We start from the raw sequence: 19,485 nt of genomic DNA, 5'->3' as shown, positions 1-19,485 counted from the left end.
TGCGCCTGCTGGTCACCACCTCCCGGCTGGCGCCCAACATGTTCGACCTGCACCCGCCCTTCCAGATCGACGGCAACTTCGGCGCCACCTCCGGCATCGCCGAAATGCTCCTGCACAGCCACACCGGCGAACTCCACCTCCTGCCGGCGCTGCCCTCGGCCTGGCCCGCCGGCAAGGTCGCCGGGCTGCGCGGGCGCGGCGGCTACACCGTCGGCGCCACCTGGAGCTCCGGCCGGGCCACCGAGATCCTGGTCAAGCCCGACCGGGACGGCGCCGTCCGGGTCCGCAACGCCGTCTTCACCGGCACCGTCGACGTCACCGACAACGGCACGGCGGTGACGTTCACCAAGCCCGAGTCCGACGTGGTGTCCTTCACCGGCCAGGCCGGGCGCACCTACCGCCTGACCGGCACCGGCACCCCCCAGCAGCCGACCTCCTGGGTCCGGATCGTCAACGGCACCACCGGGCTGGTGCTCGACAGCGGCGGCAGCGTCGCCTCCGGCTCGGTGGTCAAGCAGTGGACCTCCGGCAGCTCCACCAACCTGCAGTGGCAGCTGGTCGACCTGGGCAGCGGCTGGTACCGGATCGTCAACCGCACCAACGGGATGGTCATCGACAGCTGGGGCAGCACCGCCAACGGCGCCAACGCCCGCCAGGCGGCCTGGAACGGCGGCAACAACCAGCAGTGGCGGCTGGCCGCCACCGGCAACGGCCGCCACCAGATCATCAACCGCGGCACCGGCACCGCCCTGGACGGCATGGGCAACGCCACCTCCGGCTCCACCGTCTGCATGTGGGCGCCCAACACCAACACCAACAACCAGTGGACCCTCGTCTCCGTCTGAGACGACGAGGCCCTGCCGCCCCCGGTGGTGGCAGGGCCTCGCGCCCGTCGGCGTCCCCCGAATCTCGCCGGCACGCAGGCGGCGAATCGATTCGCACCTACCGTCGGGCCGGACCGGTGGTGGCGCGCAGCGAGATCGGCGGTGCGACCAGGAGGTGGCGGTGCGGGGCGGCCGGGTCGGCGATCCGCCCCAGCAGCAGGTCGACGGCCTGGGCGCCGAGTTCGACGGCGGGCACGTCGGCCGCGGTGAGCGGCGGGTGGAGGTTCTCCGCCCAGTGCCGGGCCGCGACGCCCACGATCGAGAAGTCGCGGGGGACCTCGCGGCCCGTCCGGGCCAGCGCGTGGTAGACCCCGGCGGCGGCCGCCTCGTTCACGGTGGCGATCGCGGTCAGCTCCGGATGCTCGGCGAGCAGGCTCTCGGTGCAGGCCTGACCGGCCTGGGCGTCGTCGGCGCAGCAGACGGCCACGCCGCGCAGGCCGCGCTCGGCGACCGCCCGGTCGAAGCCGGCCCGCGCGCGGTGTCCCGGGCCGTATCCGGCGGCCACCAGTTCGGCGCTGCGGTTGACCAGGGCGACGTCGCGGTGGCCGAGGTCGGCGAGGTGGTGGACGCACCGGGCGATGAGCGTCTCGTAGTCGATGTCGACCCATGACATGCCCTGGGGGTCGCGGGTGCGGCCGATGCCGACGAACGGCAGGCCGCTGGCCATCAGCCGGGCGACCCGGTCGTCTTCGAGCCGTATCTCCATGACGATCACGCCGTCGACCCGCTGACCGGTGACGACGCGCTCGAAGGAGCGGTCGTGCTCGCCCCCTGAGGGCGACAGCAGCACGTCGAGGTCGGCGCGCGCGGCGGCGTCGACGACGCTGGCCACGAAGCCGAGCTGCATGTCGGTCAGGCGGGTGCTCGCGGGCGGGATGACGAGGCCGATGGTGCGGGTGCGGCCCTCCTTGAGGGCGCGCGCCGCCGCGTTGGGGCGGTATCCCAGCTCGTCGATCACCGCCTGGATGCGCTGTTTGGTCTCCGGCGAGACCGGACGCCGGCCGGTGAGCGCGTAGGACACGGTGCTGCGGGACACTCCCGCCCTCTTGGCGATCTCCCCGATGTTCACCCGAGCATCGTAGTCGAATCGTTCCACAATCCACCTGGAGGCCTCCCATTGACGTCCATGAGGAACGCGCCTATGTTCGGTCGAACCGATTCGTCGAATCGGTTCGACCGAGGGAGGTCACCCCCCGATGAGATCTGCCGCGCCCGGCCGGCTCGCCGCCGGCCTCGGACTGGCCCTGCTGGCCGCCTGCTCCACCCCCTCCGAAGTGGTCGACGCCCCGGCCACGGCCGCGTCGGCCTACACGATCTGGGATCCCTATCCGCAGTACGACGCGACCTCCGAGTGGGTGCGCCTGCTGGAGGCGTGCGGCGCCCAGGCCGGCGTCAAGGTCGAACGCACCGGCTACGACACCAGCGACCTGACCAACAAGGCGCTGCTGGCCGCGCAGCAGGGCGGCTCGCCCGACGTGCTGATCGTCGACAACCCGGTCGTCTCCACGCTGGCCGAGGCCGGCGTGCTGACGACGACCGCCGAGAACCGGCTCGACGTCTCGGCCGTCTCGCCCAACCTGCTGGGGGCCGGCCAGAGCGGCGGCGAGACGTTCGGCGTCCCGATCGGCGCCAACACCCTGGCGCTCTACTACAACAAGGACGTGCTGGACAAGGCGGGGGTCGACCCGGCCACGGTCACCGACTGGGCCGCGCTCACGGCGGCGCTGGAGAAGGTGACGAAGTCCGGCGGCAAGGGCATCACCTTCTCCGCGATCGGCACCGAGGAGGGCAGCTTCCAGTTCCTCCCCTGGTTCTGGGGCTCGGGCGCGAACCTCACCAAGCTCGACTCCCCCGAGGGCGTCGCGGCGGTCACGCTGTGGACCGACTGGCTGAAGAAGGGGTACGCCCCCAACTCCGTCATCAACAACACCCAGACCACGAGCTGGCAGGAGTTCGCCACCGGCGAGTACGCCTTCGCCGAGAACGGCACCTGGCAGCTGGCCAACGCCGAGAAGGCCGGCTTCCCCTACGGCGTCATCCCGATCCCGGCCAAGAGCGGCGGCCCGGCGCCCGCGCCCACCGGCGGGGAGTTCGTCGCCATCCCCGTCCAGGAGGACACGAGCCGGTACGCCACCTCGCAGCGGCTCGTGGCCTGCCTGACCAACGGCGAGAACTCGCTGAAGACGACCACCACGCTGTCCTACATCGCCCCGACCGAGGCCGTGCAGCAGCAGCAGGTCGCGGCCGACGCGAAGCTCGGCGTGTGGGTGGAGGCCGTCAAGGTGGCCAAGGGGCGCACCGGCGACGATCTCGGCACCAAGTACCCGAAGATCTCCGAGCCGATGTGGGGGGCCGTGCAGGCGGCGCTGAGCGGGTCCACCCCGCCGCAGGAGGCGATGACGCAGGCGCAACGCGCCGCCGCGAGCGCCACGCAGTGACGGCCGGCACATGGCCCTGACCACTCAGGCCCGGAGCCGCGGTCGCACCGGCGAGCCGACCCCGCCCCGCCGGGCGCCGCGGCTCCGCTCGGGACAGTGGGCGGCCTGGGCGTTCCTCGCCCCGGTCGGCCTCTACCTGCTGCTCTTCTACGCCTACCCGCTCTACCGCAACGTCGAGCTGAGCCTGCGCGACTACACCGTGCGGTCGTTCGTACGGGGAGACGCGCCCTTCGCCGGGTTCGACAACTACCTGAAGGTGTTCGCCGACCCGACGTTCGGCCCGGCGCTCTGGCACACCGTCGTCTTCACGGTGGTCTCGCTGGCCTTCCAGTTCACGATCGGGCTCGCCCTGGCGCTGTTCTTCGTGCAGAACTTCCCGCTGTCGGCGACGCTGCGGGCGCTGTTCCTGGTGCCCTGGCTGCTGCCGCTGATCGTGTCCGCCTCGACGTGGTCGTGGCTGCTGAACAGCGAGTCGGGCGTGGTCAACGCGGCGCTCGGCGCGCTGGGGCTGGGGCCGGTGAACTGGCTGACCTCCCCCGACTGGTCGCTCTGGTCGGTGACGATCGCCAACATCTGGATCGGCGTCCCGTTCAACCTGGTGGTGCTCTACTCCGGCCTCCAGGCGATCCCGGCCGGCGTGTACGAGGCCGCCGCGCTCGACGGGGCCAACGCCCGCCAGCGGTTCTGGCGGATCACCTTCCCGCTCCTGCGGCCGGTGTCGGCGATCACGCTGCTCCTCGGACTGGTCTACACGCTGAAGGTGTTCGACATCATCTGGATCATGACCCGGGGCGGCCCGAGCGGGGCGTCGACCACCTTCGCCACGTGGTCGTACCGGCTGGGCTTCGGCAACCTCGTCCCCTCGTTCGGGCCGGGCGCGGCGGTGGGCAACCTGCTCATCGTGGCGGCGCTGGTCTTCGGGCTGGTCTACGTCCGCACGCTGCACCGGAGGGTGCCGTGATGCGGCGGGTGAAGACGGCGATCGGGCTGGTGCTGACCGCCGTGATGCTGTTCCCGGTCTACTGGATGGTCAACGTCTCGTTCACCCGGGACGCCGACATGCGCCGCGACCCGCCGAACTGGTTCCCGGTCGACGGCACGCTGGAGGGCTACCAGGCGGTGCTCGACCGGCAGCTGCCCTACCTGGCGACCAGCCTCGTCGTCGGGCTCGGCACCGTCGCGCTGACCCTCGTCGTCGCGGCTCCGGCGGCGTACGCCCTGGCCAAGCTCCGGCCGAGGGGCGGCGGGGTGCTGAGCTTCCTGCTGCTGATCGCGCAGATGATCCCCGGGATCATCATGGCGATGGGGTTCTACGCCGTCTTCCTGTCGGCCGGCGTGCTCAACACGGTGCCGGGCCTCATCGTGGCCGACTCCACGCTGGCCGTGCCGTTCGCGGTGCTCGTCCTGACCGCGTTCATGTCCGGCCTGCCGGAGGAGCTGCTGCAGGCGGCCCGGGTCGACGGGGCCGGGACGGTGCGGACCTTCCGGTCGATCGTCCTGCCGCTCAGCCGCAACGCCCTCGTCACCGTCTCGCTGTTCGCCTTCCTGTGGGCCTGGTCGGACTTCGTCTTCGCCTCGACCCTCGACCAGGGCGGCGACCACCAGCCGATCACGCTCGGCATCTACCACTACATCGGCAACAACAACCAGGAGTGGAACGCCATCATGGCCACCGCCGTGGTCGCGTCGATCCCGGCGGCCCTCCTGCTCGTCATCGCCCAGCGTTACGTCGCCGCCGGGGTCACCGCCGGCGCCGTGAAGGACTGACCTCTAGGAGAAGGGCCTCCCCTCCGTGTTCTCCCTACGGGACATCCCGTTCAGCCATCGCGGCTCCTGGTTCGGCTTCTCCCCGGTGATCGCCGAGAAGACGTACGCCGACGAGGTGCACCTGGTCTCGCACCAGACCGGGATGCACGCCGTCCTGCGGCTCGTGGTCGACCCGGAGGCGGCCCTGACCGCCACGCCGCAGCAGCTCCTCTGGGAGCGCGGCGACGACCGGATCGAACTCGCCTACGAGAGCCCCGACACGGTGCGGATCAGGGGCCGGGGCCTGGACCTGGGCCTGCTGGCGGCCGATCCGGTGCTCACCCCGTTCAGCGGCCCCTACTTCTACCAGGAGCCGTCGGACGGGTCGTACGTCTTCACGCTCTACCAGACCGGCCGCCGCTACCGGGTCACCGTGCTGCGCGGCACGGCCGGCGCGGTGGGCGCGCAGTCGCTCGGCGGCGCGGAGCGCGGGGTCGTCCTGACGGGCGACTGGGAGATCGCCGTCGAGGAGTACGAGACCGCCCGCGCCCCCTACGCCGAGGCCGACACGTTCGAGCAGGTGGTCAAGGCGGCCCGCGCGGAGTTCGAGGCGTTCGCCGCGGCGGTCGCCCCCTGGCGCGACGACGCGACCCCGGCCGCCGAGCTCGCGGTCTACGTGCTGTGGTCGGCGACGGTCCGCCCGGCGGGGTTCGTCACGCGTCCCGGGGTGCTGATGTCCAAGCACTGGATGGACAAGGTGTGGAGCTGGGACCACTGCTTCAACGCCATCGCCCTGGGCGAGGGGCTGCCGGAACTGGCGTGGCACCAGTTCCGGCTGCCCTTCGACCACCAGGACGGCGCGGGCGCGCTGCCCGACTCCGTGACGCACTCCGAGATCCTCTACAACTTCGTCAAACCGCCCATCCACGGCTGGGCGCTGGGCCGCCTCCAATGGCGGCCCGAACCCGAGGAGACCTACCGGCTGCTGGAACGGTGGACGGACTTCTGGCTGACCGCCCGGCGGATACCCGGCCACGAACTGGCCTACTACCAGCACGGCAACGACAGCGGGTGGGACAACGCCACCACCTTCGACCCCGAACGCGTCGTCGAGACCGCCGACCTGGCCGCCTTTCTCGTGCTCCAGATGCGCGAACTGGCCCGCGAAGCCCCCGGCCCCGCCGAGGCGGCCCGCTGGAGCGCCGCCGCCGACCGCATGAAGAGCGCCCTGCTGGCCGAGCTGTGGACGGGCGACCGGTTCGTCGCCCGGGGCGCGCTCACCGGCCGGACCTGGTCGAGCGACAGCCTGCTCGACCTGATGCCCATCGTCCTGGGCGAGGAGCTGCCCGCCGAGGTGAGCGCGGTGCTCGCCGGCCGGATCGAACGGCACCTCACCGAGTTCGGACCGGCCACCGAGCTGCCCTCGTCGCCCCACTACCAGGACGACGGCTACTGGCGCGGCCCCATCTGGGCGCCCTCGACGATCCTGATCGAGGACGGGCTGCGCCGCGCCGGGCACGTCGCACTGGCCGACGAGATCAGCGACCGGTTCCGCCGCCTGTGCGAGAGGTCGGGGTTCGCGGAGAACTTCGACGCGCGGACCGGCGAAGGACTGCGCGACCGCGCGTACACGTGGACGGCGAGCGCCTACCTCATCCTCGCGGCGGCGCGGCGGAACCGTGGCTGAGCGTCACAGGGCGTCGAGGGCCTCCCTGGTCAGCGCGCCCAGCGACTTGCCGGTCGAGGCGGCCAGGCGGGCGAGGTCGTCGTATTCGGGCTTGACGCCGTACGGGCCCTGCTTCATCCGCACGGTCCGGCCGTACAGCTCGACCGTGCGGACCGTCCGGGGGACGGTGACCTTGTCGACCCAGCTGCGGCGCAGCCCGAGCGTGCCGGTCTCGGAGAACATCAGGTTCTCCAGGTGGTCGGCCAGGTCGGCGGGCGCGAGCACGTGCAGGACGTGCGCCGGCCGGCCCTTCTTCATGACCGCCGGCGTGACCCACGCGTCGGCGGCGCCGGCCCCCAGCATCCGCGTGATGACGTGCCCGAGCAGCTCCCCGGTCACGTCGTCGAGGTTGGTCGACAGGACGACCTGCCGGTCGTGCTCGGCGAGCGGGCGGCCGAGGGTGGCGACGGTGACGTTGGGGCGGTCGGGGAGCCGGCGGGTGCCCGCGCCGTACCCGGTGGCCAGCACCTCCATGGGCGGCACCCCGCCGTAGACGGTCTCGGCGGCGCGCAGCAGGGCGGCCCCGGTGGGGGTGACCGCCTCGTGCTCGCCGCCGCTCCGCACCTGGGCCCCCCGCAGCAGGGCGAGGGTGGCGGGCGCGGGCACCGGCAGCACCCCGTGGCGGGTCTCCACGCTGCCGCTGCCGAGCGGCAGCGGCGCGCAGTGAACGCGCGTCACGCCCAGGTCGGCCAGCGCCGCCGCGCAGCCGACGATGTCGACCAGCGTGTCGTGCCCGCCGAGCTCGTGCAGGTGGACGTCGCCGGGCGGCAGGCCGTGCAGCTCGGCCTCGACCTCGGCGATCGCCTTCAGCGCGCGTTCCGCGACGGTCAGGCCGGTACGGGCCGCCATCTCGATGAGCACCGAGGCGGGGCGCTCGGTCGCGTCGTCGTCGACCTCGACGCGGACGCGGACCGCCATGAGCGCGCCGGTGCGGACGTTCTCGGCCTCCAGCCGCCAGCCGGTCAGGCCGGTCCGGGCGACGGCCTGCCGGACGACGTCCACGGAGGCCCCCGCGGAGAGCAGGGCCCCGAGCAGCATGTCACCGGCCAGGCCGGTGAACGGGTTGAGGTGGAGGATCACGGCCGCCGCCTCGTCAGCCGGTAGGCGGCCAGCGCGGCGCCGAACCCCGAGTCGATGTTGACCACCGTGATGCCCGCGGCGCACGAGGTCATCATGGCCAGCAGCGCCGTCACGCCCTCCAGGGCGGCGCCGTAGCCGACGGAGGTGGGCACGGCGATCACCGGCGTCTCCACCAGCCCGCCGACCACGCTCGCCAGCGCGCCCTCCATGCCCGCGACGACGATCACGCTGTCGGCCTCGCGGAGCTCGTCGGTGACCGCCAGGACCCGGTGGATCCCCGCCACCCCCACGTCCCTGATCACCGCGGTCTCCAGGCCGAGCGCCGTCGCCACCGCCGCCGCCTCGGCCGCGACCGGCCCGTCGGCGGTGCCGGCCGTGACCACGGCCACCCGGTACCCGAGCGGCAGCGCCGGCCGCCACACCAGCAGCCGGGCCGCGTCTTCGTATCGGCCGCCGGGAACGCGGGCGCGGACCTCGGCGGCGGTCTCGGGCCCGACCCGGGTCACCAGGACGGGACCGTCGTTCCGGTCGAGCAGCACCTCCAGGATCCCGGCGATCTCATGGGCCTGCTTGCCCGGCCCGTAGACGATCTCGGGCAGGCCCTGGCGTCTCTCCCGGTCGAGGTCGACCCGCGCGTACCCGATGTCCATCGCTACCTTCCCTCCAGGTAGGGGATCGTCATCGGCCCCTCCGGCAGCACGCACACGCTCCCGGGAAGGCCCCGGACGGTGGCCGCGATGTCGTGGGTCTGCTCCAGATGGGCGGCGGCCAGGTCGGCGTCGCTCAGATGGGAGGTGTGCACGATGACGCGCGCGTGCCGCTGGATGCGCGCCTGGATCTGCACCTGCCACTGGTCGGGAACCGTCCGCGTACGGGCGGAGATCTCCTCGAACAGGGCGTCGGGCGAGGCCGCACCGGTCAGCGTCTCGCGGTAGGAGCCGTGGTCGGGGAAGCCGTCGCGGCACTCGGCCGCGCAGATGACCACGCCGCCCGGCCGCACGATCTGCGCGGCCGCGCTCATGCCCTTCACCGCCTGGTAGAGGTTCTGGTCGAGCGGGAACCCGGCGTTGGTGGTGACCACCACGTCGAAGGCGGCCGGCACGGGCCGCATCGCCGCCGCGCGGGCGGCGGCCATGGCGGCGGCGTGCATCGGCGCGAGGTCGCCGCCGAAGGCCTTGACGATCTTCTGCTCCCGGTTGAGCACGACGTCGAGGGCGAAGGTGACGCCGGTGGCCGCCGCGATGGCCCGGACGTCGTCGTGGACGGGGTTGCCCTCGGTGATCCCCCAGGTCGCGCGGGGGTCGCCGATGCGGGCCGCGTCGTGCAGGGTGAGCACGGTCTCCAGGGCGGCGAGCCCGGGGGCGACGAGCTTGGGGCCGCCGGAGAACCCGGCGAAGAAGTGCGGCTCGACGAACCCGGTGGTGATCCGCACGTCCGCCTCGGCCCACTCGCGGTTGAGCCAGACCGGCACGTCCTTGCCGAACCGGCCCATCCAGCGCAACGACGCGTCGTCGCGGGCGTCGTGGTTGACGATCCGCACGGAGTCGACGACGGCGTCGCCGAACATGGCGCGCAGTTCCTCGGGGGTGTTGCCGCGGTGGGTGCCGGTGGCCACCAGGATCACCACGTCGTCGAGCGGGATCAGCCCGTCGAGTTCGGCCAGGATGGCGGGGATCATCAGGTGCCGGGGCTGCGGCCGGGTGCCGTCGCAGGCCGAGATCGCCACCGTCTGGCCGCGCCGCACGCGGTCGCGCAGCGGCGGGCCCGCGACGGGTTCGCGCAGCGCTCTGAGCACCTCCGCCGCCTCGTCGGCCACCGCCGGCCGAGCGACGGGCGTGATCACGGTGGTCCGCTCGGCGGGCAGGTCCACCAGGAGCCCGTCGGCGCCGTAGGCGAGGTCGACGACCAGCCCGGTCATGACGTCGCCGGCCGCAGGCGGAGCCCGGCCATCCCGCCGTCGACGGGCAGTTCGATGCCGACCGTCGAACCGGACGCCGGTCCGGCCAGATAGGCGACGGCGTGCGCCACCTCCTCGGCGGCGACCAGGCGACCGTGCGGCTGCCTGGCGCACAGTGCGGCCCGCTCCGCCTCGGGGTCGGGGGCGGCGTCCAGCAGCCGGCCGATCCAGGGGGTGTCGACGGTGCCGGGCGTGACGCAGTTGACCCGGACGCCCTCGCGCACATGGTCGGCCGCCATCGCCCGGGTCAGCGCGAGCACCGCGCCCTTGGAGGCCGAGTAGAGGGCGCGCTGGGGCAGCCCGGCCGTCGCCGCGATCGAGCAGACGTTCACGATGGCGGCGCTCGGGGACACGCGCAGATGGGGCAGCGCGGCCCGGCTCAGCCGGACGATGCCCAGCACGTTGAGGTCCAGCACCCGCAGCCACTCGGCGTCGTCGTTGTCGGCGACCGTGCCCTGCGCGCCGATGCCGGCGTTGTTGACCAGCACGTCGATCCGCCCGAAGCGGTCGGCGACCGCGGCGACCGCGCGCCGGACGGCCGCGTCGTCGGTCACGTCGCAGACGAACTCGGTGCCGGCCAGGTCCAGGACGGCCACCTGCGCGCCCCGGGCCGTCAGTTCCTCGGCGACCGCCCGTCCGATGCCGGAGGCGCCGCCGGTGACGATCGCGACGAGGCCGTCGAAGTCGCCGCTCATGCCTGCCCCATCCGCTGACGCTGGCGGCCCAGGCCGTCGATCTCGACCTCGACCACGTCTCCGGCGCGCAGGTAGGCGCCGTCCCCCCGGCCCAGGGCCACGCCCGCCGGGGTGCCGGTGTTCACCACGTCACCCGGTTCGAGGACCATGAACTGGCTGAGGTACCAGACGACGTGATGGACGCCGAAGATCTGGTTCTTGGTGCTGCCGTTCTGGCGCAGTTCGCCGTTGACCCACAGGCGCAGGCCGAGCGCCTGCGGGTCGCCGACCTCGTCCGGCGTGACCAGCCACGGCCCCATCGGGTTGAAGGTCTCGCACGACTTGCCCTTGTCCCACTGGCCGCCGCGCTCAAGCTGGAACTCCCGCTCGGAGACGTCGTTGACGACCGCGTAACCGGCGATGACGCCGGCCGCCTCGTCCGGAGAGGCCAGGTAGCGGGCCGTCGCCCCGATGACGATCGCCAGTTCGACCTCGTAGTCGGTCTTGACGCTGCCGCGCGGCACCAGCACCTCGTCGTCGGGGCCGACCACCGTGTTCGGCGCCTTCATGAATACGACCGGCTCGGCCGGGACGGCCGCCTTCGTCTCCTCGGCGTGGTCGGAGTAGTTCAGCCCGATGCACACGATCTTCCCCGGCCGCGCGACCGGGGCGCCGATCCGCCGGCCGGCTTCCGCGCGCGGGAGGTCCCCCGCCGCGAGGGCGGCCCGAACCCGCTCCACTCCCCCGCCGGCGAGGAACGCGCCGTCGATGTCCGTCGTCAGCGACGACAGGTCGAAGACGTTCCCCTCGGCGTCGACGACACAGGGCCGTTCATCGCCCGGACTCCCCAACCGGCACAACTTCACGCTTCTACCTTCTTCCACTCAGGGTCAGGGGGAAGCTAATTCGTATGACGTCTGACGTCAAGACGGGGGGCGACCTGGCCCGGGGCCTCGAAACGGCCCTTGAGATACTGGAAGGGCTTTCGGCAACGAAGGGGATGACCATGTCTTCCAGGACTTCTGCCGCCGCCTCCCCACTCGGCAGCTGGGTGGGAACCGACTACGAGATCGTCGCCGAATTCGGCGACCTGATGCCGACCGGCGTGACCGTGACCGACGACGGGCGCCTGTTCGTCTCCTTCCCGAGGTGGGGCGACGACGTGCCCTTCACCGTCGCGGAGGTCGTCAAGGGCGAGCCGGTCCCCTACCCCGACCGCGAGTTCAACGCGTGGAGCCCGGGGGCCACCGCGGACACCCTGGTGTCGGTGCAGAGCGTGATCACCGACCCGGCCGGGCATGTGTGGCTGCTCGACACGGGCAGCCTGGCCTTCGAGCCGTGGCTGGAGAACGGGCCGAAGCTGGTCGGGGTCGATCCGGCCACCGACCGGGTGGTCCGGGTCATTCCGCTCGACCCGGCCGCGGCCATCCCGGTGACCTACCTCAACGACGTGCGCTTCGACCTCTCGCGGGGGGCGGGAGGGTACGCGTACGTGACCGACTGCGCCCCCGAGGGCGCGTTGATCGTGGTCGACCTCGCCTCCGGCGAGAGCTGGGCCCGGCTCCGCGGGCACGTGAGCACCTCGGCCGTGCCGGGGTTCCGCGCGATCGTGCAGGGGGTCGTCCGGGAGAACTACCGGGTCGGCGTCGACGGCATCGCGCTCAGCGCCGACGGCTCCCGCCTGTTCTACTGCCCGCTGTCCAGCCGGCGTCTGTACAGCGTGGCGACCGACGCCCTGCTCGACCGGTCGCTCGACGACGCGCAGGTGGCGGCCACGGTCGTCGACCTGGGCGACAAGGGCGCGTCCGACGGCCTGGAGTCCGACGCGGGCGGCGCCGTCTACGCCACCGCCTACGAGCACAGCGCCGTCGTCCGGCGGGACCCGGACGGCCACTGGTCGACGCTCCTGCACGGGCCCGACCTGCTGTGGCCCGACACCCTGGCCCTGGCGGGCGACGGCCACCTGTACGTCAGCGTGAACCAGCTGCCGCGCAGCCCGCTGTTCAACGACGGGACCGACACCCGGGTGCCGCCCTACCAGGTCATCCGGGTCCAGACCGATGCCCGCCCGATCCGTCTGACGGAGGAACGATGATCGTCGCCGGAGTCGACGGATCCCCGTCCGCGCTGGCCGCCGTCGAGTACGCGGCGGCCGACGCCGTCCGCAGAGGCGCGACGCTGCGGCTCGTGCACGTGCGCGAACCCTGGACCGGGATCCGGCTCAGCCAGCTCAACGAGGTCGAGAACACCTACGGCGAGGAGGTCCTGGCCACCGCCGAACGCCGGGCCCGCGCCCGCGCGCCGGGCCTCGGGGTGACCACCGCCCTGGCGACGGGCGGCGTCGTCGCCCGGTTGAAGGAGGAGGCGGCCAAGGCCGACGCGGTCGTGATCGGCAGCCGGGGCACCGGCGGGTTCGCGGGCATGATCCTCGGCTCGGTCGGCCTGGGGCTGGCGGGGCACGCGCCCGGACCGGTGATCGTGGTGCGCGAGCCGTCGTCGTCGGCGTACGGGCGGCTGGTGGCGGGCTACGACGGCGGCGAGGAGGCCGACGTCGCGCTGGAGTACGCCTTCGCCGAGGCGCAGCGGCGCGGGGCCGGGCTCAGGGCGGTCTTCTCCTGGCAGCCGCCGCCGTTCTCGTCGGTGGGCACCATGTACGACAACCTGATCCACTGCGTGTACGAGGAGCGCACCACCTTCGTCGAGGAGCGGTTCGCCGCCTGGCGCGACCGGCACCCCGGCGTGCCGGTGGAGTACGCGAGCGTCTACGGCCACCCGGTGAACGTGCTGGCCGAGGAGTCCCGCGCGGCCGACCTGGTGATCGCCGGCTCGCGGGGGCTCGGCGCCGTCGGCGCGGCCGTGCTCGGCTCGGTCGGCCACGGCCTGCTCCACCACGCCCACTGCCCGGTCGCGATCGTCAGCTGACGGAAACCTACATATTTGGTAGGTTTAGTGGAAATGCTTCGCGAGGAGACGCCATGACCACGCACGCACCCGCCTACGCCGGTCCCGTCGACGTCGCCGCCCACGGCCCCTACGGGCCGGGCCGCCTCGACCGGGTGAGCGATCGCCCCGTCTACCCGTTCCAGGGCCGGATCACCGCCGACGGCTCCAGCGGCTTCCCCGCCGAACCGGGCCGCTACCACCTCTATCTCGCGTACGTCTGCCCGTGGGCCCAGCGCGTGGCGATCATCCGCGACCTGGCCGGGCTGCAGGACGTGGTGTCGCTCTCGTACGTCGACGACGCCCGCGACTCCCGGGGCTGGGCGTTCCGCGAGAACCGCGGCCCCGACCCCGTCAACGGGTTCCGCTTCCTGTCGGAGGCCTACGAGGCCACCGAGCCCGGCTACCCCGGCCACATCTCGGTCCCGACGCTCTGGGACCGGCAGACGGGCACGGTCGTGAGCAACGACTACCCGGAGATCCCGATCGACCTCGGCACCCAGTTCGCCGGCGACGGACTCGACCTCTACCCGGAGGACCGGCGTACCGAGATCATCGCCCTGGACGAGGAGATCGCCCGCGACCTCAGCCATGCCGCCCACGGGGTCGGCCGGGCCACCACCCAGGACGACTACGAGGCACGGCGGGCCGCCGTGGTCGCCGCCCTCGACCGCTTCGACGCCCGCCTGGCCGACCGCCGCTTCCTCTTCGGCGACGACCTCACGGCCTCGGACGTGCAGCTCTTCGTGGCGCTGGTCAGGTACGACCTGCTGACCAACCCCCGCAACGGCATCAGCGAACGCCGTGTGGCCGACTTCCCGAACCTGTGGCGATACACCCGCGACCTCTACGAGATCCCGGCCTTCCGCGAGACGACCGACTTCGCGGCGTTTCGCCCCGCCGGCCCGATCGAGCACCCCGACGACGGCGTGACCCGCCTCGCCGTCGAGCCCCGCCCTATCTGGTGACCTTGTCGCGCCGCCTGATCCGGGAGACGACGAACCAGCCGACGGCCACGACGACCAGCACGATGACCACGTTGGACAGGACGCCCGCGTAGTCTTCGACGATTGTCCAGTTCTCGCCCAGGTAGTAGCCGGCGAGCACGAAGACCGTGTTCCAGATGGCGCTGCCCAGCGTCGTGAACAGCAGGAACGTGGCCACCGGCATGCGGGTGACCCCGGCCGGGATCGAGATGAGGCTACGGAAGATCGGGATCATGCGCCCGAAGAACACGGTCTTGCGGCCATGGCGGGCGAACCAGGCCTGCGTCTTCTCGATGTCCGACAGCTTGATCAGCGGCAGCTTGGCGGCCAGCCGCATCATCCGCTCCTCGCCGAGCATCGCGCCGATGGCGTAGAGGGCGATCGCGCCCACGACCGAGCCGATGGTCGTCCAGATCAGGACGGCCATCAGCGACAGGTCACCCCGCGCGGCGGTGAACCCGGCGAGGGGCAGGATCGCCTCGCTGGGCAGCGGCGGGAAGAGGTTCTCCAGGGCGATGGCGAGCCCGGCGCCGGGCGCCCCGAGCGTCTCCATCAGTCCGATGACCCACCCGGCGATGCCGCCGAGGTCGCTGCTCACGTGATTCCCCCTGGAATTCGGCTCCGTCCACGCTATGGCCGCGAAGATCAGCGCCGGATGAGCGAGGCGTTAACCGTGCGCTAACCAAGAGCCGGGGGCGACCACGCCGTGGCGGGTCTGGCGCACGATCTCGGCCAGCACCTTCTCGGCCGCCACCGACGCGTCGAGTCCGGGCTCGACCCGGGCCACGAGCCGCCCGTCCAGGACCTCGGCCCGGGCCACCCCGTCGCCGAGCGCGAGGTCGGCGACGGCCTGCACCCCGGGAACGTCGACCCAGCACCCCCCGGCCCGCGCCCAGCCCGCTCCCCGCTCCACCGGTTCGACCCCGAAGCCGCCCAGGTCGACCTCACCGTCGGCGGCGGCGATCACGAGCCGTTCGACCCCGCCGAGCAGCGCGGCGGTCTCGTCGGCCGTGGCCAGCCGGGCGTCGAGCCCGAGCCCGCAGCCGAGCTTCCCGTCGAGGCGGTAGACGTCGAACTCGACGGGCGCGTCGAAACTCCGGTCGCCCGCGCCGGGCTCCAGCCCCGACGCGGGGAGGATCGCGCGCGAGTGCCCGGTCGTGTTGTTGACGACGACGTCGCGGTGACAGGGCATGCCCCGGGCCCGTTCGGCGGCGCGCATGGCGGCGTTCAGCCTGGCCGAGTCGTAGCGTCCGTATTTGTACGCGGCCAGCGCCGCCGCGTTCATCCGCGCCACCGCCTCGGGGAACGACGGCGTCGCGGTGAACGGGATCCAGGTCTCCTGCGAGATCGTGCCGACGTAGTCGCGCAGCTCCGGCGAGAACCGGTTGCTGCACAGGCAGTTGAGCAGGCAGCCCGGCTCCCCCGTCCAGCGGGTCAGCAGCGCCGCGAACGCGGCCATCACGACGGCCAGCGGCCGCACCCCCGACGCCCCGGCGATCTCGGCCACCGCCTCGGCCCCCGCCCGCGACCCGAGGAGGACCTGATGGTGCCCCTTCTGGCCGGGGAACCGGTAGGGCAGCCCGAGCGAGCAGAGCGGCCGCTCCTCCAGGAGCCGTCCCCAGTACCGGATCGACCCGTCGAACTGCCGCCGCCCCGCCGTGCTCTGCTCGAAGACGGCCCGGTCGGCCGGATGGTAGTCGGCGGGGGCCACCTCGCGCCCCGCCAGCAGAGCGGTCAGCTCGCCCCGCAGCACGGTGATCGCCGACAGATCGGCCGCGACGTGCGAGACGTGCAGCACGACCAGGAAGGGCACCCCGCCGCGCGTGACCACCCGCACCCTGAGCGGCAGATCGGCGGCGGGATCGAAGGCCCTCGAGTGGGCCCAGTCACGCTCGGTCCCCGTCGCCTCGACGACCTCGGCGACCAACGTCCCCTCGGCCTGGACGACCTGCTCACCGTCGCGCAGCAGCGTCCGCAGCGCCTCGTGCCGGCCGATGAGCTCCGCGAGGGCCGCGCCGACGGTGTCGATCGTGCTCGCCTTTGGGGCGCGCACGACCGCCGACAGGATGTCGGCCGGGCCGGGGACGTCGGGCCTGATCCACTCCAGGACGTTCTTCTGCCCAACCGTCAGGGGCCATCGGCCGGAGCGCCGGCCGGAGAACCGGATCTTGAGGTCGTGCATGGACGACCCCCTCTAGAGGTGACGGATCGGAAGAGGCTGCCCTGATCGGCACTGCTCACTGTGACCGGACGGCTCGCTCAAGCCCACTCCTTCGCACCCGCCGAGAATTCCCCTCGACATCGGTGGGAGAAGGCTAAATAGCGTTTATGGGGGCGTCAAGACGGCGTGTAACTTTCATATTCTTCAGCTTGGCGCAGAATTCTTGACACGCGGTTGTGGCGAATTGTTACAGAACTCTTCACTTAGGACGGGACGTCGCGGGGGAGTTTTCCGGCGTTTGTTCGCCCGGAACGACAATGGCCTTTTCGGACGGCCACTGTTCGAAATACGCAGACCTCCTCGCCGAGCGCGGCCGCAGCCTTCCGGGCACTGCAGCTGCCACCCACTTGATGGCGGGCGTCCCGACCGAGGGGCCCTACCGGCCGGCACCCAGACCAGCTTCCCGCAACCGCACCGCCACCAGCCCATCCGAGAGCGAGGCCGGCGAGCAAGGCAACCGGGGCGCGCCAGAGAAGGGCGACCGGAAGCGAATACCGGAGAACAGGACGCTCGGTCCGACCTTCCTGACCCAACGGATATATCCCATCCATCCTGCGGCGAAGCGGCGGTCACATAGACCCGGTCTGCGCAGAAATCAGCCGACCACCAGTCGAAAAATACAGACGGATTCAGACCGCAGTCGGACCTGAGGAACGGCCGACTCCCTGCCGACGAGTGCGGAGACCGGGGTCCCATACGACGAGCTGTGAATCCGCTCCGGCAAACGGGAACCGCGTCTGTCACCAGGGGAACCAGTCACCACCAGTGACCGAGGGACCCGATTGCCCGGGGAACCAGTCATCCGGAGAACGACTCTTGCACATGGGCGTCTCGGGCTTCGGCGGCCTCTGCCGAGAGGTCTAAGTTCCGAGTCTCTGAGACGGCCTGCTCCATCGGAGCACTCCACGAGGCGCGGCCCTACTCACCTTGCAGAGTCACTCTCGTCTTGGAGCTTTCCCAGCGGGTAGGTCTCGACCGCCTCGTACCGCAACGGCGGCCCGAGGTGACTCACGAACAGCGTGGCGGCGTCGGCCGTCCAGAAGGCCGACTCGAAGGTGCTCAAGGCGTCGGCCAGCGGCCTCAGGTCGGCCCCTTTACGGCTTCTGACCAAGGTGAAGTGCGCCCGATAAGGCCGCCCTTCGGGCATCCCGGCCCCCGCGCGCCGGGCGCCGGCCGCAATCGATCCCGCCAGTCGTGCCAACCGGCCGGGTTCCCGCACACCCAGCCACAACACGCCCACCCCGCCCCGCCCGGTGAACGTCCCGGCCTCGCCCAGGGCCAGCGGCAGGGGTTCGTGACGGCCTGCCGCGCGCGCCAGCCGGGTGCTCAGGTCGGGCCGCACGCGGTCGGGCACCTCGCCGAGGAACGCCAGGGTGATGTGCCAGTTGGCGGGCTCGATCCACGTCGGGCCGGGCCACGCCTCCCGCAGCGGCGTCACGGCCCGGGAGACCTCTTCCAGCACGCCGGCGGGCGGGACCAGCGCGACGAACATCCTGCTCATTCCCGCAGTATCCACCGGGCCCGTCTCCGAACCCCGGCCGTTCGAAGCCCGGGAATTCCCCGCCGAGACACCTCGCCGGCGATGTTCTGCTTTTGGTCATTTTGAACACCACCCCGCAAGGTGCCGGTTCACCTCATTGAGCTATCCTCGCCAATGCCTTTATGTCGTCCCAAATGCGGACATTGCCCCCTTGGCGGTCCGACAGACGGCGTATTCCGGCATTCCCTCCGTCCGAAAGGCGACTGGTGCGTTACCGTCTTGCGCCGCTTGCGGCTGCCGCTGTTCTGTCCCTCCCGTTAATGTGGGTCTCGGCCCCGGCTCAGGCCCAGGTCAAGCCGTGCGTCGGCCACGGCACCGACGCCGCGGTGCAGAGCCCGATCGAGATCGACCGGTCGAAGTCGTGCCCCGGGCACGGCCCCGCGATCGCGATCCACTACCCGAACTCCGTCGACGGCACGCTCCTCTTCCAGGACAAGGCTCCCCTGGGTGAGATCAGCGAGCACGACGACGTCCGCTTCGTCATCGGCACCGGTGGCACGCAGCCGTACATCACCTACGGCGGCGAGCGCTACAACCTGAACAACGTGCACTTCCACGGCCACGCCGAGCACAAGTTCGCCGGTCAGGCGACCGCTCCCCTCGAGGCGCACTTCGTGCACACCAAGGCGACCGGCACCGGCTACGTGGTCTTCGGCGTGATGATCGACGCCAAGACCTTCCTCGGCCAGACCCAGCACGACCGCCTGATCAAGTCTCCGCCCGCCCTCGGCGCGTCGAAGCCCATCACGGGCATCCACCTCAACGACATGCTCCCGGCGGACCGCGCGACCTACCGGTACACCGGCTCCCTCACGACGCCGGACGAGGTGGGCAACTACTTCCAGCCGGTGAACTGGGTCGTCTTCGACAAGCACTCGAAGGCCCACCGCCTGAACGTCCTGGGCTACCGCGCCCTGTGGGGCGCCGAGGGCAACTTCCGCGAACTGCAGGAGAACCACCCCGCGGCGAACATCTACTCGTACCACTGACCTCAGCGGTCCGACCCCACGCCGGCCAGGCTCACCCTTGGCCGGCGTGGCCTTTTCCGCGCGGGTCACTCCGGTTCGTCAGACCTGCCGGAGAACCTGATCACCATCACCAGCAGAAAGATCCACCATCCCCCGAACAGGATGATGCGAGGCAGGAGATACTCCCGGCTGGCGACCCTCTGAGCCCCGTCGGTGACGTAGTCGGCGACACCGATGCCGATGGCGGGAAGCATCGCCATGCCGGTCACCATGAAGAGCAGCTTCCAGAGGGCCCGATCCCACTTCTTCACGCGATCTCCCAGCA

19 protein-coding genes are annotated in these 19,485 nt (G+C 71.8%); 9 read left to right on the top strand and 10 right to left on the bottom strand.

What is annotated here, in order from left to right:
• On the top strand, positions 1 to 845 hold an 845-nt coding region (locus FDA94_RS17525; protein WP_137248139.1), incomplete at its 5' end, for an RICIN domain-containing protein.
• Positions 846 to 942: 97 nt separating this feature from the next.
• On the opposite strand, the gene FDA94_RS17520 is transcribed toward FDA94_RS17525, so the two are convergent.
• Positions 943 to 1,953 carry a LacI family DNA-binding transcriptional regulator gene (locus FDA94_RS17520; RefSeq protein ID WP_137248138.1) on the bottom strand — a complete coding sequence of 337 codons (1,011 nt, stop codon included), beginning with the start codon at positions 1,951 to 1,953 and terminating at the stop codon, positions 943 to 945.
• Between the two features lie 127 nt (positions 1,954 to 2,080).
• Here FDA94_RS17520 and FDA94_RS17515 point away from each other — a divergent pair, with 127 nt between their 5' ends.
• From FDA94_RS17515 to FDA94_RS17500, 4 genes are read left to right on the top strand one after another with little or no spacing between them, the layout of a single operon-like run.
• Positions 2,081 to 3,322, top strand: a complete 1,242-nt coding sequence (locus FDA94_RS17515) for a sugar ABC transporter substrate-binding protein (protein ID WP_137248137.1) — start codon at positions 2,081 to 2,083, stop codon at positions 3,320 to 3,322.
• Between the two features lie 10 nt (positions 3,323 to 3,332).
• The gene (locus FDA94_RS17510) at positions 3,333 to 4,283 is read left to right on the top strand and encodes a carbohydrate ABC transporter permease (protein ID WP_137248136.1); all 951 of its coding nucleotides are present in this window, start codon (positions 3,333 to 3,335) and stop codon (positions 4,281 to 4,283) included.
• Positions 4,283 to 5,089, top strand: coding sequence for a carbohydrate ABC transporter permease (locus tag FDA94_RS17505; RefSeq protein WP_137248149.1), 807 nt, complete (start codon positions 4,283 to 4,285; stop codon positions 5,087 to 5,089). The genes FDA94_RS17510 and FDA94_RS17505 overlap by 1 nt, the downstream gene beginning before the upstream one ends.
• 25 nt (positions 5,090 to 5,114) lie before the next feature.
• The gene (locus FDA94_RS17500) at positions 5,115 to 6,755 is read left to right on the top strand and encodes an amylo-alpha-1,6-glucosidase (RefSeq protein ID WP_137248135.1); all 1,641 of its coding nucleotides are present in this window, start codon (positions 5,115 to 5,117) and stop codon (positions 6,753 to 6,755) included.
• 3 nt (positions 6,756 to 6,758) lie between these two features.
• On the opposite strand, the gene larC is transcribed toward FDA94_RS17500, so the two are convergent.
• Genes larC through FDA94_RS17475 form a run of 5 tightly spaced genes read right to left on the bottom strand, consistent with a single transcriptional unit; the run spans position 6,759 to position 11,371 of the window.
• On the bottom strand, positions 6,759 to 7,874 hold the full coding sequence (gene larC / locus FDA94_RS17495) for a nickel pincer cofactor biosynthesis protein LarC (RefSeq protein WP_137248134.1): 1,116 nt from the start codon (positions 7,872 to 7,874) through the stop codon (positions 6,759 to 6,761).
• Positions 7,871 to 8,524, bottom strand: coding sequence for a nickel pincer cofactor biosynthesis protein LarB (gene larB / locus FDA94_RS17490; protein WP_137248133.1), 654 nt, complete (start codon positions 8,522 to 8,524; stop codon positions 7,871 to 7,873). Before larB ends, larC begins: the two co-directional genes overlap by 4 nt.
• A gap of 2 nt (positions 8,525 to 8,526) precedes the next feature.
• The gene (gene larA / locus FDA94_RS17485) at positions 8,527 to 9,792 is read right to left on the bottom strand and encodes a nickel-dependent lactate racemase (protein WP_137248132.1); all 1,266 of its coding nucleotides are present in this window, start codon (positions 9,790 to 9,792) and stop codon (positions 8,527 to 8,529) included.
• Complete coding sequence (locus tag FDA94_RS17480) at positions 9,789 to 10,526, bottom strand: SDR family NAD(P)-dependent oxidoreductase (RefSeq protein ID WP_137248131.1); 738 nt, start codon at positions 10,524 to 10,526, stop codon at positions 9,789 to 9,791. Before FDA94_RS17480 ends, larA begins: the two co-directional genes overlap by 4 nt.
• A complete protein-coding gene (locus FDA94_RS17475; protein WP_137248130.1) occupies positions 10,523 to 11,371 on the bottom strand; it encodes a fumarylacetoacetate hydrolase family protein in 849 nt (282 codons plus the stop codon). Before FDA94_RS17475 ends, FDA94_RS17480 begins: the two co-directional genes overlap by 4 nt.
• Positions 11,372 to 11,511: 140 nt before the next feature.
• Between FDA94_RS17475 and FDA94_RS17470 the strand changes: the two genes are divergently transcribed.
• From FDA94_RS17470 to FDA94_RS17460, 3 genes are read left to right on the top strand one after another with little or no spacing between them, the layout of a single operon-like run.
• Positions 11,512 to 12,600: an L-dopachrome tautomerase-related protein gene (locus FDA94_RS17470; protein WP_137248129.1), complete on the top strand. Its 1,089-nt coding sequence runs from the start codon at positions 11,512 to 11,514 to the stop codon at positions 12,598 to 12,600.
• The gene (locus FDA94_RS17465) at positions 12,597 to 13,427 is read left to right on the top strand and encodes a universal stress protein (RefSeq protein WP_137248128.1); all 831 of its coding nucleotides are present in this window, start codon (positions 12,597 to 12,599) and stop codon (positions 13,425 to 13,427) included. Before FDA94_RS17470 ends, FDA94_RS17465 begins: the two co-directional genes overlap by 4 nt.
• A 53-nt stretch (positions 13,428 to 13,480) precedes the next feature.
• Positions 13,481 to 14,413 carry a glutathione S-transferase C-terminal domain-containing protein gene (locus FDA94_RS17460; RefSeq protein ID WP_137248127.1) on the top strand — a complete coding sequence of 311 codons (933 nt, stop codon included), beginning with the start codon at positions 13,481 to 13,483 and terminating at the stop codon, positions 14,411 to 14,413.
• Here the strand turns inward: FDA94_RS17460 and FDA94_RS17455 are convergent.
• The 3 genes from FDA94_RS17455 to thpR all read right to left on the bottom strand — a co-directional run bounded on the left by FDA94_RS17455 (position 14,403) and on the right by thpR (position 18,153).
• Positions 14,403 to 14,984 (bottom strand): DedA family protein, encoded by a 582-nt coding sequence (locus tag FDA94_RS17455; protein ID WP_137248148.1) that lies wholly within the window; start codon positions 14,982 to 14,984, stop codon positions 14,403 to 14,405. The two genes, FDA94_RS17460 and FDA94_RS17455, sit on opposite strands and share 11 nt — an antisense overlap.
• 114 nt (positions 14,985 to 15,098) lie before the next feature.
• Positions 15,099 to 16,613 carry a condensation domain-containing protein gene (locus FDA94_RS17450; RefSeq protein ID WP_137248126.1) on the bottom strand — a complete coding sequence of 505 codons (1,515 nt, stop codon included), beginning with the start codon at positions 16,611 to 16,613 and terminating at the stop codon, positions 15,099 to 15,101.
• Between the two features lie 961 nt (positions 16,614 to 17,574).
• The gene (thpR, locus tag FDA94_RS17445) at positions 17,575 to 18,153 is read right to left on the bottom strand and encodes an RNA 2',3'-cyclic phosphodiesterase (RefSeq protein WP_137248125.1); all 579 of its coding nucleotides are present in this window, start codon (positions 18,151 to 18,153) and stop codon (positions 17,575 to 17,577) included.
• Between the two features lie 299 nt (positions 18,154 to 18,452).
• On the opposite strand from thpR, the gene FDA94_RS17440 reads away from it, so the two are divergent.
• Complete coding sequence (locus tag FDA94_RS17440) at positions 18,453 to 19,181, top strand: carbonic anhydrase family protein (protein ID WP_170990991.1); 729 nt, start codon at positions 18,453 to 18,455, stop codon at positions 19,179 to 19,181.
• Positions 19,182 to 19,246: 65 nt separating this feature from the next.
• On the opposite strand, the gene FDA94_RS17435 is transcribed toward FDA94_RS17440, so the two are convergent.
• Positions 19,247 to 19,471, bottom strand: coding sequence for a hypothetical protein (locus tag FDA94_RS17435; protein WP_137248123.1), 225 nt, complete (start codon positions 19,469 to 19,471; stop codon positions 19,247 to 19,249).
• Between the last annotated feature and the right edge of the window lie 14 nt (positions 19,472 to 19,485).

This window comes from Herbidospora galbida (genome assembly GCF_005233835.1).
Classification (GTDB): domain Bacteria; phylum Actinomycetota; class Actinomycetes; order Streptosporangiales; family Streptosporangiaceae; genus Herbidospora; species Herbidospora galbida.
Note: the sequence above shows the minus strand (reverse complement) of the source record. Positions and strands in the feature narration are given on the sequence as shown.

Excerpts from the sequence above, each read along its gene's own strand:
- FDA94_RS17515 (WP_137248137.1), top strand. The coding sequence starts at position 2,081 with ATGAGATCTGCCGCGCCCGGCCGGCTCGCCGCCGGCCTCGGACTGGCC.
- FDA94_RS17510 (WP_137248136.1), top strand. The coding sequence starts at position 3,333 with ATGGCCCTGACCACTCAGGCCCGGAGCCGCGGTCGCACCGGCGAGCCG.
- FDA94_RS17505 (WP_137248149.1), top strand. The coding sequence starts at position 4,283 with ATGCGGCGGGTGAAGACGGCGATCGGGCTGGTGCTGACCGCCGTGATG.
- larB (WP_137248133.1), bottom strand. The coding sequence starts at position 8,524 with ATGGACATCGGGTACGCGCGGGTCGACCTCGACCGGGAGAGACGCCAG.
- larA (WP_137248132.1), bottom strand. The coding sequence starts at position 9,792 with ATGACCGGGCTGGTCGTCGACCTCGCCTACGGCGCCGACGGGCTCCTG.
- FDA94_RS17480 (WP_137248131.1), bottom strand. The coding sequence starts at position 10,526 with ATGAGCGGCGACTTCGACGGCCTCGTCGCGATCGTCACCGGCGGCGCC.
- FDA94_RS17470 (WP_137248129.1), top strand. The coding sequence starts at position 11,512 with ATGTCTTCCAGGACTTCTGCCGCCGCCTCCCCACTCGGCAGCTGGGTG.
- FDA94_RS17465 (WP_137248128.1), top strand. The coding sequence starts at position 12,597 with ATGATCGTCGCCGGAGTCGACGGATCCCCGTCCGCGCTGGCCGCCGTC.
- FDA94_RS17460 (WP_137248127.1), top strand. The coding sequence starts at position 13,481 with ATGACCACGCACGCACCCGCCTACGCCGGTCCCGTCGACGTCGCCGCC.
- FDA94_RS17455 (WP_137248148.1), bottom strand. The coding sequence starts at position 14,984 with ATGGAGACGCTCGGGGCGCCCGGCGCCGGGCTCGCCATCGCCCTGGAG.
- FDA94_RS17450 (WP_137248126.1), bottom strand. The coding sequence starts at position 16,613 with ATGCACGACCTCAAGATCCGGTTCTCCGGCCGGCGCTCCGGCCGATGG.
- thpR (WP_137248125.1), bottom strand. The coding sequence starts at position 18,153 with ATGAGCAGGATGTTCGTCGCGCTGGTCCCGCCCGCCGGCGTGCTGGAA.
- FDA94_RS17440 (WP_170990991.1), top strand. The coding sequence starts at position 18,453 with ATGTGGGTCTCGGCCCCGGCTCAGGCCCAGGTCAAGCCGTGCGTCGGC.